This window comes from Priestia sp. SB1, from assembly GCF_038898415.1.
The window spans coordinates 846,816-859,736 of record NZ_JBBJSS010000001.1 but is presented as its reverse complement, the minus strand read 5'-3'; the positions used below and the strand labels follow the sequence as shown (position 1 = coordinate 859,736).

At 39.7% G+C, this 12,921-nt stretch carries 10 protein-coding genes and 1 other annotated feature; of the genes, 8 read left to right on the top strand and 2 right to left on the bottom strand.

The window, feature by feature from the left end:
* The first annotated feature begins 107 nt into the window (after nucleotides 1–107).
* The 3 genes from WKH56_RS04430 (at nucleotide 108) to pheT (ending at nucleotide 4,673) form a co-directional block, all read left to right on the top strand.
* The gene (locus tag WKH56_RS04430; RefSeq protein ID WP_176343388.1) at nucleotides 108–872 is read left to right on the top strand and encodes a TrmH family RNA methyltransferase; all 765 of its coding nucleotides are present in this window, start codon (nucleotides 108–110) and stop codon (nucleotides 870–872) included.
* 48 nt (nucleotides 873–920) lie between these two features.
* Nucleotides 921–1,156: a binding site (T-box leader), on the top strand.
* A gap of 54 nt (nucleotides 1,157–1,210) precedes the next feature.
* Nucleotides 1,211–2,245: a phenylalanine--tRNA ligase subunit alpha gene (pheS, locus tag WKH56_RS04425; RefSeq protein WP_014458064.1), complete on the top strand. Its 1,035-nt coding sequence runs from the start codon at nucleotides 1,211–1,213 to the stop codon at nucleotides 2,243–2,245.
* A gap of 13 nt (nucleotides 2,246–2,258) precedes the next feature.
* A complete protein-coding gene (gene pheT / locus WKH56_RS04420; protein ID WP_243495189.1) occupies nucleotides 2,259–4,673 on the top strand; it encodes a phenylalanine--tRNA ligase subunit beta in 2,415 nt (804 codons plus the stop codon).
* 33 nt (nucleotides 4,674–4,706) lie between these two features.
* Here pheT and rnhC read toward each other — a convergent pair whose 3' ends face one another.
* Nucleotides 4,707–5,621, bottom strand: coding sequence for a ribonuclease HIII (rnhC, locus tag WKH56_RS04415; RefSeq protein ID WP_033579627.1), 915 nt, complete (start codon nucleotides 5,619–5,621; stop codon nucleotides 4,707–4,709).
* Between the two features lie 143 nt (nucleotides 5,622–5,764).
* Between rnhC and zapA the strand changes: the two genes are divergently transcribed.
* The 5 genes from zapA to WKH56_RS04390 all read left to right on the top strand — a co-directional run bounded on the left by zapA (nucleotide 5,765) and on the right by WKH56_RS04390 (nucleotide 11,461).
* A complete protein-coding gene (zapA, locus tag WKH56_RS04410) occupies nucleotides 5,765–6,025 on the top strand; it encodes a cell division protein ZapA (protein ID WP_013059415.1) in 261 nt (86 codons plus the stop codon).
* Nucleotides 6,022–6,579 carry a CvpA family protein gene (locus WKH56_RS04405; protein WP_014458067.1) on the top strand — a complete coding sequence of 186 codons (558 nt, stop codon included), beginning with the start codon at nucleotides 6,022–6,024 and terminating at the stop codon, nucleotides 6,577–6,579. The genes zapA and WKH56_RS04405 overlap by 4 nt, the downstream gene beginning before the upstream one ends.
* Before the next feature lie 197 nt (nucleotides 6,580–6,776).
* Entirely contained in the window at nucleotides 6,777–8,489 is a 1,713-nt protein-coding gene (gene polX / locus WKH56_RS04400; RefSeq protein WP_028411763.1) for a DNA polymerase/3'-5' exonuclease PolX, read from the top strand.
* A gap of 19 nt (nucleotides 8,490–8,508) precedes the next feature.
* Nucleotides 8,509–10,872, top strand: coding sequence for an endonuclease MutS2 (locus WKH56_RS04395; protein WP_033579629.1), 2,364 nt, complete (start codon nucleotides 8,509–8,511; stop codon nucleotides 10,870–10,872).
* 181 nt (nucleotides 10,873–11,053) lie between these two features.
* Nucleotides 11,054–11,461 carry a DUF350 domain-containing protein gene (locus tag WKH56_RS04390; RefSeq protein ID WP_013059411.1) on the top strand — a complete coding sequence of 136 codons (408 nt, stop codon included), beginning with the start codon at nucleotides 11,054–11,056 and terminating at the stop codon, nucleotides 11,459–11,461.
* A gap of 151 nt (nucleotides 11,462–11,612) precedes the next feature.
* Here WKH56_RS04390 and WKH56_RS04385 read toward each other — a convergent pair whose 3' ends face one another.
* Nucleotides 11,613–12,719, bottom strand: coding sequence for a 5-methyltetrahydropteroyltriglutamate--homocysteine S-methyltransferase (locus WKH56_RS04385; protein ID WP_028411761.1), 1,107 nt, complete (start codon nucleotides 12,717–12,719; stop codon nucleotides 11,613–11,615).
* Nucleotides 12,720–12,921 lie beyond the last annotated feature (202 nt).

The window sequence follows — 12,921 nt, the reverse complement described above, 5'->3', positions numbered from 1 at the left end:
AGTTTTTGTTTTCTTTGCGATTTCTATGTACAATAAAGTGAAACTTATCTAATGATTATTGAACAAAATGTAATCGAACTATTTATTTTTGTATAGATAAAGGAGTTATGTTTGTGAAACAAATTGATTCAGTTAAAAATCCGCAGGTAAAAGCGTGGAAAAAACTGCATAATAAAAAAGACCGTGATAAGCAGGGCCTTTTTATGGTAGAAGGCTTTCATTTAGTCGAAGAGGCTATCAAAAATAAGGATTGCGTAAAGGAACTAATTATACGCGAATCGACCGAAGTGCCTGCACAGTGGGATATAGACGGTATCGAAATAATCGTTGTAAACGAAGCAATTAGTAAGTTATTATCTGACACAGAAACACCTCAAGGAATTATTGCCGTGTGTTTTCAAACAAAGCATGCGGAAATTATTCATACAGCACAGAAAGTATTGCTTTTAGATGCCGTGCAAGATCCAGGTAACCTAGGTACCATTATCCGAACCGCTGATGCTGCGGGAGTGGAGGCTATTATCATTGGAGAGGGCAGCGTGGATGTGTACAACCCAAAAGTCGTTCGTTCAACGCAAGGAGCTATTTTTCACCTTCCAATTGTAAAAGGCGATTTACTCGAAATAATTTCATTGTTAAAAGAAAGAGGAATAGCAGTTTACGGCACGTCGTTACAAAATGGAAAGGTCTACACACACGTAAAACCTTCAAACGAATTTGCGCTGATTGTGGGAAATGAAGGAAATGGCGTAAGCGAGAAAGTGTTGGAACAAACGGATCAGAATCTGTACATTCCCATCTATGGAAAGAGCGAGTCGTTAAATGTTGCCATCGCTTCTGGAATCTTACTTTATTATTTACGCGGAATGTAGTTGCATCGAGAACGTGTTTTCACTATAATAATACAATAGTTACATATGTAAAAAACGATGAAAGAGAGCAGTAGCTTATGTCCGTTTATGCAGGGAGAAAATGCCATGACTGAAAGCATTTTTATAAATGTAATAAGTGAATTCACCTCTTGAGTTGACACTTAGACCATCTTACATAGATGTAAAGGTGTTCCGGAGATTCCGTTAACTTGAATGAAGTGAACTGTATACGTCTGTGTATATAGTTAACAAGGGTGGTAACGCGACTAATCCTCGTCCCTTTTTTGGGAGGAGGTTTTTTTATTTGTCATTTTTTACGTTAAAAGGAGGAATAAGTGATGAAAGAACGTTTACAAGAACTTCAACAAGAAGCAATTGCAAAAGTCGAAGCAGCAAGTGCTTTAAAAGAATTAAACGACGTACGCGTAGCTTATTTAGGAAAGAAAGGCCCTATCACAGAAGTACTTCGCGGTATGGGAAAACTTTCAGCTGAAGAGCGTCCTGTAATGGGAGCACTTGCAAATGAAGTACGTGAAGCGATTGCATCTAAAATTGAAGAAAAACAAACGGCGTTAGAAGCAGCCGAGGTAGAGCGTAAACTTGCTTCAGAAACAATTGACGTAACGCTGCCGGGACGCCCGGTTAAAGCAGGTACGCATCACCCGCTCACAAGCGTGGTTGAAGAAGTAGAAGATTTATTCTTAGGAATGGGCTATGAAGTAGCAGAAGGACCAGAAGTAGAGCAGGACTACTATAATTTCGAAGCTCTGAACTTGCCAAAAGGTCACCCAGCACGTGATATGCAAGATACGTTCTATATTACGGAAGAAACGCTTCTTCGTACGCATACATCAACTGTTCAAGCTCGTGTTATGAACAAGAATGAAGGCAAAGGACCTGTTAAAATTATTTGCCCAGGTAAAGTGTACCGCCGCGATGACGATGATGCTACGCATTCACATCAATTTATGCAAATTGAAGGTCTTGTAGTAGACGAAAACATTCGTATGAGCGATTTAAAAGGCACGCTTGAAGTATTTGTGAAAAAGATGTTCGGTGCAGACCGTGAAATTCGTCTTCGTCCAAGTTTCTTCCCATTCACTGAGCCATCTGTAGAAGTAGACGTATCGTGTGCAAAATGTGGAGGTAAAGGCTGTAATGTATGTAAACAAACAGGCTGGATTGAAATTTTAGGAGCCGGTATGGTTCATCCAAATGTTCTTGAAATGGCTGGATACGATTCAACTAAATATCGTGGTTTTGCTTTTGGAATCGGTGTAGAGCGTATTGCTATGTTAAAACACGGCGTGGATGATATTCGTCATTTCTATACAAATGATGTTCGTTTCTTAGATCAATTTAAACAAGTATAAAGGAGGGACTACGATGTTTGTATCTTATCGTTGGTTACAAGAGTATGTTGACTTATCAGGCGTAACGGCAGAAGAGTTAGCTGATAAAATCACAAAAAGTGGAATTGAAGTTGAAGGTGTAGAAAACTTAAATAAAGGCATCAGCGGAGTGGTAATTGGTCACGTTGTAGAACGTGAACAGCATCCAAATGCGGATAAATTAAGCCGCTGTCAAGTAGATCTTGGCGGAGGAGAAATCGTTCAAATCGTGTGCGGAGCACCTAACGTGGCACAAGGTCAAAAAGTAGCGGTTGCAAAAGTGGGAGCTGTACTTCCAGGTAACTTTAAAATCAAGCGTGCTAAGCTTCGCGGTGAAGAATCGAACGGTATGATTTGTTCTCTTCAAGAGCTTGGCATTGAAAGCAAGCTTGTGGCAAAAGATTATCAAGAAGGCATCTTCGTCTTCCCAAGTGATGCTGAAGTAGGAGCGGATGCGCTAGATGCATTAAACTTAAACGATGAAGTATTAGAACTAGGGCTAACACCAAATCGTTCAGACTGCTTAAGTATGTTAGGTGTAGCATATGAGGTGGCTGCTATTTTACGTCGTGAAGTGAAGTATCCGTCAGTAAACGTGCAAACGTCTGATGAGCAAGCAGCTGATTATATTTCCGTTAAAGTAGAGGCAAAAGAAGACAATCCCCTTTACGTAGCGCGCGTTGTGAAAAACGTAAAAATTGCTCCGTCACCATTATGGATGCAAACGCGTTTAATGGCAGCTGGTATTCGACCTCATAACAACGTTGTTGATATTACCAACTATATTTTGCTTGAATACGGCCAGCCGCTGCATGCTTTTGACTATGATCGTCTTGGTTCAAAAGAAATTGTTGTACGTCACGCGTCAGAAGGCGAGAAGTTTGTAACGCTTGACGATCAAGAGCGCGTACTAAAAGGCAATCAGCTTGTTATTACAAACGGCAGTGAACCGGTAGCCCTTGCAGGTGTAATGGGGGGAGCAAACTCTGAAGTAAAAGACGATACGGTAAATGTTCTTATTGAATCAGCTTACTTCAAAGGTTTAACAGTTCGTCAAGCTTCCAAAGACCACGGTCTTCGCAGTGAGGCAAGTGCTCGTTTTGAAAAAGGAATTGATCCTAACCGTACGCGTGTAGCTGCTGACCGCGCAGCAGAATTAATGGCTGAATACGCTTCAGGTGAAGTGGTAAGCGGTACTGTAGAAGTAGATACACTAACTGTGGAACCTGCTGTTGTAGCTGTGTCACTTGGACGTATTAACAATGTGCTTGGTACAGAACTGTCGATGGAAGAAGTACAAGATATTATGAACCGTCTTCAATTTGAAAGCAAAGTCGAAGATGAAACCATCGTTGTAACGGTACCGACTCGTCGAGGCGATATTACAATTGAAGAAGATATCGTGGAGGAAGTAGCGCGCATGTATGGCTATGACAACCTTCCTACAACGCTTCCTGTAACAGTGGCAACTCCAGGAAAATTAACAGAGTATCAGCTTGGACGCCGTAAAGTTCGCCGTTTCTTAGAGGGAGCAGGGCTAGCGCAAACAACAACCTATTCGTTAACGAGCGCTGAAAAAGCTACTCAGTTTGCACTCAATGCAACAAGTACGATTGGTTTAGCAATGCCGATGAGTGAAGATCGCAGCATCCTTCGTCAAAGCTTAGTGCCTCATTTACTTGAAGCAGTGAAGCACAATAATGCTCGTCAATCGGATTCTATTGCGCTATACGAAACAGGCTCAGTGTTCTTATCTAAAGGTGAAGGGGAATTACCGGATGAGCAGGAGCGCGTAGCTGGTGCAATCACGGGTCTATGGCATGCTCACGGCTGGCAAGGTGAAAAGAAAGTCGTTGATTTCTATGTGATTAAAGGTGTACTAGAAGGGTTATTTGCACAGCTTGGTTTAGAGAAACGAATCTCATATGCTCCCGTTAAAAAAGACGGTATGCACCCTGGACGTACAGCGGCTGTATGGTTAGATGAAAAAGAAATTGGATACGTGGGTCAAGTTCATCCTGTTGCTCAGAAACAGTATGGCCTTCGTGAAACATACGTGTTTGAATTACACCTTCAAGAGCTATTAGCTGCAGATGTCGAAGAAGTTCGTTATTCAGCTATTCCAAGATTCCCATCTATTACACGTGATATTGCACTTGTTGTAGATAAAAACGTTCTTGCAGGAGAAGTTCAGCGCGTCATCTATACGACGGGCGGAGAACTTTTAAAAGACGTGACAGTATTTGATCTATATGAAGGCGAGCGTATGGAAGAAGGCAAGAAATCTGTAGCTTTCTCTTTACGTTACTTAGATCCTGAACGTACATTAACAGATGAAGAAGTAGCAAAAGCACATGGTGCAGTTTTAGAAGCTGTTGAAAAAGAATTTGGTGCAACGCTTCGTTCATAAGAATAAAAAAAGAGATGTGGATTTCCACATCTCTTATTTTTTAGCTAATTTTAAAGCTTTTTCTGTATTAGCAAAATGGATTTTAGCTAAAGAGTTCAGCGCATTGACGCCATGTTTTTTAATAATTTTAGCAGCGGCGATATCAACTTGTGCTCCAGCTCCGCGAGGAATGACCATCCCCGTCTTTTCCGTTAGTAAATCCATTTGTTTTAAAAATGCGTATCTGGCAATAATGGAAGCAGCGGCTACAGATAAATGAACGCTTTCTCCTTTTGTACTGAAAAAGACATTTTCTTTGATAATCTCTTTTTCCTTTACGATGTGTTTATAATAGGTGTTTTTTTCAACAAACTGGTCAATTAAAATCGCATCAGGTTTTTCAGGATCCAATTTTTTTAACACGTTGGATAAAGCTTTGTTGTGCAACAGAGCTTTCATTTTACCTTGTGACATGCCTTTTTCTTGAAATGCATTATACTTTTCGTTATGTAAGACAAGCAAACTGTAAGGAATAAACGAAACAAGCTGCTTGGCAATTTCAATGATTTTAGCATCCGTTAACTCTTTTGAATCTCGTACTCCTAATTCTTTTAACAAAGGAAGCTGCTCTTTTTGAACATAGGCAGCAACTACGGTCATGGGACCAAAATAATCTCCCGTTCCTACTTCATCAGAACCAATGACCGATAGTGAACTGAAGTTTGATGGGAGGTGTGAGACGGGAGCCTTTTTAGCAGCATCTAAAGGACCTCCCCACTTAGCTGCTTCTGTTTCAGCTTCTTTTCCTTGAAAAAGTACTTTTCCAGAGCGGTATGCAGTGATAGAACAGCCGGGAGTTTTAGCCGAAAAAATACTTCCCTGCGGCAATTTAGGCTGCAAATAGGATGTGTAATGAAGCTTCATTTTAGCTATCTGATCAGCTGATACCTTAATAACAGCATGTGACATAATGCTTCACTCCTTTCGGGGTATTTTAGTTTACTTTATAAGCACTATCCCTTATGATAGCTTAAATATAGATATGTTTCCATTGAAGTCTTCTTCGTGGTATGATAGGGATTAGGATTTTTCGTGGAACGGAGGATTTTCTCGTGTCAAGACAAGATAAAACACGTGCGACAGTTGACATCTTTGGTCAGCAGTACAGCATCGTCGGTAGCGAAAGTACAAGCCATATTCGACTTGTCGCCTCTATAGTGGATGAAAAAATGCGTGAAATCAGTACTAAAAACCCTTCTTTAGATATCAATAAATTAGCAGTATTAACAGCTGTGAATGCTGTACACGAATATATAAAACTGAAAGAAGACTATGAGAGACTTGAACAAAAACTTTATGGAAAAGAGGAATGACTGAGTCAATGCTTAATATCATTTTAATTATATTGCTTCTTTTAGGCTTTGTAACAGGTCTTAAAAGAGGATTTATTTTGCAACTCATTCATATTGTCAGTTTTGCGGTTTCGTTTATCGTCGCTTATATGTTTAGTGGAGATTTGGCAAGCCGACTTCGCTTGTTGATTCCGTTTCCAGACAATATTCAGCAGCAAAGTGTCGCATCGTTTGTATTTGATTCTGGAACGATAGAAGACGCTTTTTATCGAATGATTGCATTTGCGATTTTATTTTTTGCTACTCACATTGTACTTCGCCTTGCAGGCTCTGTTTTAACGGCTTTAACCGAACTGCCAATTCTGCGCCAGTTAAATAAATGGGGCGGAGGTGCACTTGGATTCGTTGAAGTGTATATCATCGTTTTTATTTTGTTATACATTGGAGCCGTGATTCCTGTAAGTGAAATTCAAACGCCAATTCAACAGTCTTCAATTGCAATCAATATCGTACAAAATACTCCATACTTATCGTCTGCCATTCAAGATTTGTGGACTCAGTATGGTGTAATGTAATGAAATTACAATAGCTTGTTGAGAGGGTGTGTCGAAAGTGTCATAATACTTTTGAGATACCCTCTTTTTTTATCGCAGTCTGTTCTGCGGTTTTCACGGAGATAAAAGTATGTCTAGATAAAAATTTGAGAGAGTACATATGTCACTCATCATGTTTTGAAAGTTTCGTTATTATGATAATAGGCTGGTGAAAAGAGATGAATAAAAAGGATATTATTAAATTGTTAGAAACAATTGCTACATATATGGAATTAAAAGGAGATAACCCTTTTAAAATTTCTGCTTTTCGAAAAGCAGCTGCAGCGCTAGAAACGGACGAGAGAACGCTGACAGAGATTGAGGATTTTACCAAGCTCCAAGGGATTGGTAAAGGAACGGCTGCAGTTATTACAGAGTATATGGAAACAAATGAGTCAAGCGTACTAGAAGAACTAAAGCAAGAAGTTCCTGAAGGACTTATTCCTCTGCTTAAGCTGCCGGGGCTTGGAGGTAAAAAAATCGCTAAATTATATAAAGAGCTAGATATTAAAGACATGGAATCACTGCATCAGGCCTGTATGGAAAATCGAGTGCAGGGACTAAGCGGTTTTGGTAAAAAGACGGAAGAGAAAATTATCGCTGCTATTGAAGAGTTTGGGAAACGTCCTGATCGTTTGCCCCTTGCTTTTATGCTTCCAATAGCGGAAGAAATTTTAGAAGCCCTTAAACATATGCATAGCATTGAGCGTTTTTCTCAAGCAGGGAGCATTCGCCGCATGAGAGAAACTGTAAAAGATCTTGATTTTATTATTTCAACAGCTGAGCCTCATGCTGTCCGTGAACAGCTAGTATCGCTGCCAAATGTGAAGGATGTCATTGCAAATGGAGATACAAAAGTATCGGTAACGTTAGCCTATGAGTACGATGTGTCCGTGGATTTTCGTCTTGTAGAAGATAAAGCGTTTGCCACGACGCTTCATCATTTTACAGGATCAAAAGATCATAATGTGCGCATGCGTCAATTAGCAAAAGAACGCGGTGAAAAAATTAGCGAGTATGGCGTTGAAAATGCGGAGACAGGCGAAGTTATGACATTTGAGTCTGAACAAGCATTCTATGAACATTTTGGACTGTCTTTTATTCCGCCGGAACTTCGTGAAGATGGAACGGAAGTAGATGCATTTATAAAACCTCAAACGCTTGTGACCTACGGTGCGGTAAAAGGTGATTTGCATATGCACTCCACGTGGAGCGACGGAGCGTATTCAATTGAAGAAATGGCGGAAGCATGTCGCGCGCGAGGCTATGAATACATGGCGATTACAGACCACTCTCAGTATTTAAAAGTAGCTAACGGTCTAACGCCTGAACGCATTCGCAAACAGCGTGAAGAAATTAATCGTTTAAACGCACAGTTCGATGATTTTACAATATTAGCAGGAATTGAAATGGATATTTTGCCCGATGCAACACTTGATTATGATGATGAAATGCTAGCTGAGCTAGATTTTGTTATTGCGTCCATTCACTCTAGTTTTTCACAATCACGCGAAGAAATTATGAATCGTTTAAAGCAAGCGTTAAATAATGTTCATGTAGATTTAATCGCTCATCCGACCGGTCGTTTGATTGGTCGCCGCAACGGATATGATGTAGATATTGATATGCTAATTGAATTAGCTAAGGAAACAAAAACGGCTCTTGAACTAAACGCGAATCCAAACCGTTTAGATTTAGCCGCTGAGCACATAAAAAAAGCACAAGAGGCAGGAGTTAAAATTGCAATTAATACAGATGCTCACAATCTAGACATGCTAGAGCATATGGAAATTGGAATATCTACGGGAATTAAAGGCTGGCTTAAACCAGAAACGGTATTAAATACGTATAGCCTCAAAGAATTAACCGCCTTTTTAAATCGACATAAATAAGCAACAGGAGGAATCAGTTTTGCAATCACGTATTTTCCATGTACTAGAGTTTAATAAAGTTAAGGAACAGCTTCAGAAAAAAGTAGCTTCTTCTTTAGGCCGAGAAAAAGTAGCGAATTTGATTCCCTCGACTCAGTATGAAGAAGTAGTCAAATGGCAGGAAGCAACAGATGAAGCTACAACCGTGCTGCGATTGCGTGGCAACGTACCGCTAGGAGGCATCTTTGACGTTCGACCTAGCGTAAAGCGCGCTGAAATTGGAGGAACGCTAAGCTCTAATGAACTTCTTGATGTAGCAAGTACTATTTATGCTGCAAGACAAGTCAAGCAATTTATCGAGCAAGTAGTAGAAGACGAAGATTTACAGCTTCCAATTATAATTGAACATATCGAAAAACTAATGCCTCTTCCTGAGGTAGAACAAACAATTAAAATGAGCATTGATGAGAATGGCACAGTACTAGACGGTGCAAGCGACCAGCTAAGAGGCATTCGTCAAAAACTTCGCTCGACGGAGTCTCGTATTCGCGAAAAGCTAGAAAGTCTTATTCGCTCCTCGTCTGCTCAGAAAATGTTGTCAGATGCGATTGTTACCATTCGAAACGAACGTTTCGTTATTCCTGTTAAGCAAGAATATCGCAGTGCGTATGGAGGCATTGTGCACGATCAGTCTTCATCTGGAGCAACGTTATTTATTGAGCCACAGGCGATTGTGACGTTAAATAATGAGCTTCAAGAAGCAAAAGTAAAAGAAAAACAAGAAATTGAGCGTATTCTTATTGCTCTAACCGTTCAGGTAGCGGAAGTGGCAAATGAACTCCGTCAAAACGTTTATTTGTTAGGTGAGCTGGACTTCATGTTTGCTAAAGGGCGCTATAGCCATGAGCTAAAAGCTTCAAAACCTAAAATGAACGATCGAGGCTATATTAAGTTAGTGAAGGCAAAACATCCTCTTATTGCCCAGGAAGATGTCGTTGCAAATGATATTGAGCTAGGTGATCAATATACGTCTATCGTTATTACAGGACCAAATACCGGCGGTAAAACCGTAACGTTAAAAACACTTGGGTTATTCACATTGATGGCTCAAGCAGGTTTGCAGATTCCTGCGCTGGATGGATCGGAAATGGCTGTGTTTAAACACGTATTTGCTGATATTGGAGATGAGCAGTCCATTGAACAAAGTCTGAGTACCTTTTCATCTCATATGGTCAACATTGTAGATATTTTACAAAAAGTAGATCATGAAAGTCTGGTCTTGTTCGATGAATTGGGAGCGGGAACAGATCCCCAAGAAGGTGCAGCGCTTGCGATTTCGATTTTAGATCAAGTATATGAAAGAGGCGCTCGCGTAGTTGCGACTACTCACTATCCTGAATTAAAAGCGTACGGCTATAACCGTGAAGGAGTGGTCAATGCTAGCGTAGAGTTCGATATTGAAACATTGAGCCCTACTTACAAGCTGCTGATTGGTGTACCGGGTCGAAGCAATGCTTTTGAAATTTCAAAACGTTTAGGTTTAAGTGCAGAAGTAATTGAACGTGCCAAAGGCTATATTGGCTCAGAAACAAATAAAGTAGAAAACATGATCGCTTCTCTTGAAGATAGCCGCCGTCAATCTGAACATGAGCTAGAAGAAGCTGAACAGCTAAGAAAAGAGGCTCAGAAGCTTCATAAAGAATTACAGAGTCAGATTATTGAGTTTAATGAAAAACGAGATAAGCTGTACGAAAAAGCTGAAGAAAAAGCTCAAGCCACAGTTCAAGCAGCATCTGAAGAAGCAGAGAAAATCATTAGCGATTTGCGTAAAATGAGTCAAAAAAATCATGCGCTTGTAAAAGAGCATGAATTGATTGAAGCACGTAAGCGTCTAGAAGATGCAGTTCCAACTCTTGAAAAAAGTAAAAAGAAACCGGCTGTGCCGAAAAAACAAGAGCGCACTCTTCAAGCTGGAGATGAAGTGAAAGTCTTAAGCTGGGGACAAAAAGGAACGCTTGTGGAACGAGTAAGTAATAATGAATGGCAAGTGCAAATGGGAATCATGAAAATGAAGGTGAAAGAAAAAGATCTCGAATATATTAGTTCCCCAAAACCTGTAGAAACAAAGCCGCTTGCTACGGTAAAAGGAAAAGATTATCATGTAAATCTAGAACTGGATTTAAGAGGAGAGCGCTATGAAAATGCGCTGATTCGAGTTGAAAAATATATTGATGATGCTTTGTTAGCCAACTATCCGCGCGTTTCGATTATCCACGGTAAAGGAACTGGAGCTCTTCGTAAAGGTGTACAGGAATATTTGAAAAATCATCGTTCTGTTAAAAATATTCGTTTCGGAGAAGCTTCTGAAGGAGGTTCTGGCGTTACGGTTGTGGAATTTAAGTAAAAGAATGCTGAGATAAAGGTGTCAGTGGATGCGCTGAACAAGCATATATGAAGATGGAAAATCCGACATGGCTCATGAACTATGTTGGGTTTTCTATCTCTTTTAAGAACGATGCAAGTAAAGGAAAGAGACCTGTCAGTTCATTACGTGGAGTGTAATATAAATTAGGAGTGATGCAAAAATGAGGGATTTTTGGAAAGACCCGTATATTGAATCCGCCGCTTATTACAGCGTGGTTGTCTTGAGCATTGTCGTCTTTCTTGTTGTGTTTGAGCTCGTTACTAAATATAAGAATTGGGAAGAGATTCAAAAAGGAAATATGGCTGTTGCGATGGCAACAGGTGGGAAAATATTTGGATTAGCTAATATTTTTCGCTATTCGATTGAGCACAACGACAATTTGTTAAGAATGCTTGGATGGGGAATATATGGGTTTGTTCTTTTACTAGTCAGCTATTTTATTTTCGAATTTTTGACGCCGAAATTTCGAATCGATGATGAAATTGAACAAGATAACAGAGCCGTTGGGTTTATTTCACTTGTTATTTCAATCGGTATGTCCTATGTAATAGGAGCAGGGATAGGATAGGAGAGAGTCATGGAGAAGTTAGCGAAAATTTTACTCATTTTATGCGGAGTGTTTATGCTTATTGGTCTTATCTATTTATCTATATAGCTTTTCCTAACATTGTGATGACAGCAAAAAAGCTGGCCTTAAAGCAGGTCAGCTTTTTTAATGATTACTTCCATACGTCTTCAGCAATTGAAATCACGTGCTTTACTTTATCCCACTGCTGTTCTTCAGTTAGTAAATTTCCTTCTTCTGTAGAAGCAAATCCGCACTGGGGACTCAAACAAATTTGATCAAGAGAAACAAATTCTGCCGCTTCAGCAATTCGTTTTTTCACTGCTTCAGGATCTTCTAAATCTCCAAATTTTGATGTGATAAGACCAAGGACAATCTGAAGGTCATTTCGCTTTACATGTCGAAGAGGTTCGAATCCTCCTGAGCGTTCATCATCAAATTCTAAAAATAGTCCATCTACGTTTAACTGACTGAAAATAGCTTTTGACGCATTTTCATATCCGCCGCTTGCTGTATAAGTAGACTGGAAATTCCCTCTGCAAATATGCATTGTAATAACCATGTCATCTGGCTTATGCGCAATGGATTCATTGATCGCATCCGTAAAACGTTTCAGTAATTCTTGGGGCGTAAATCCTTTTGACGCGATTTGTTCTTGTCCTTTTTCTGAGAAAAAGACCGCCCACGCAGTATCATCTAACTGTAAATAGCGGCATCCAGCATCATAAAATGCTTGAATGGCTTTTTGATATGTTTTAACTAAATCAGCAAAAAATACATCCGTATCCGAGTAAGCAGACTCTTCAATATGACCTCTGAAAAACAGCATATTGGGACTTGGAATGGTGAACTTAGCCACGTGTTCTTTTCCGGCCGCTTGATGAAGAAATTTATAATCTTCAATCATAGGGTGGTGATTAAAATCTAGTTTTCCAGTAACTTTTATACCGTGAGCTTTTGTTTGGACCCCGTGAAACTGAATTCCCGACTCTGCTTCGTAAAGTTCTACGCCCACAAGTTCTGATAGAAAATCAAAGTGCCACCACGCACGGCGAAACTCACCGTCTGTTATGGCTTTTAATCCAATTTGTTTTTGCTTTTCTACGAGCTTACTAATTTCTTCATCTTCAATTGCTCGAAGCTGTTTCTTTGTCATTTCCCCGTTTTCTACCTGTAATCGTGCTTGCTTGATACGCTCAGGACGCAAAAAGCTTCCAACGTGATCTGCTTTGAACGGTCCTTTAGTCAATGTTGTTATCAATTTATACAGCTCCTTAAAAAAATCTAATTTTTATTATATACAAAAAATTCGGATAATGTACAGGGGTAAATCCAATTTTTATTTATTACGCTGCAGGATGAAAGAGTGATTAGACAGGAAAGAGAACATTCAATAACGATTGCATCTAAAAAAAGAATGAACTATAATTTTAATTAGAAAATTCTAATTTTTTATTTTTTTG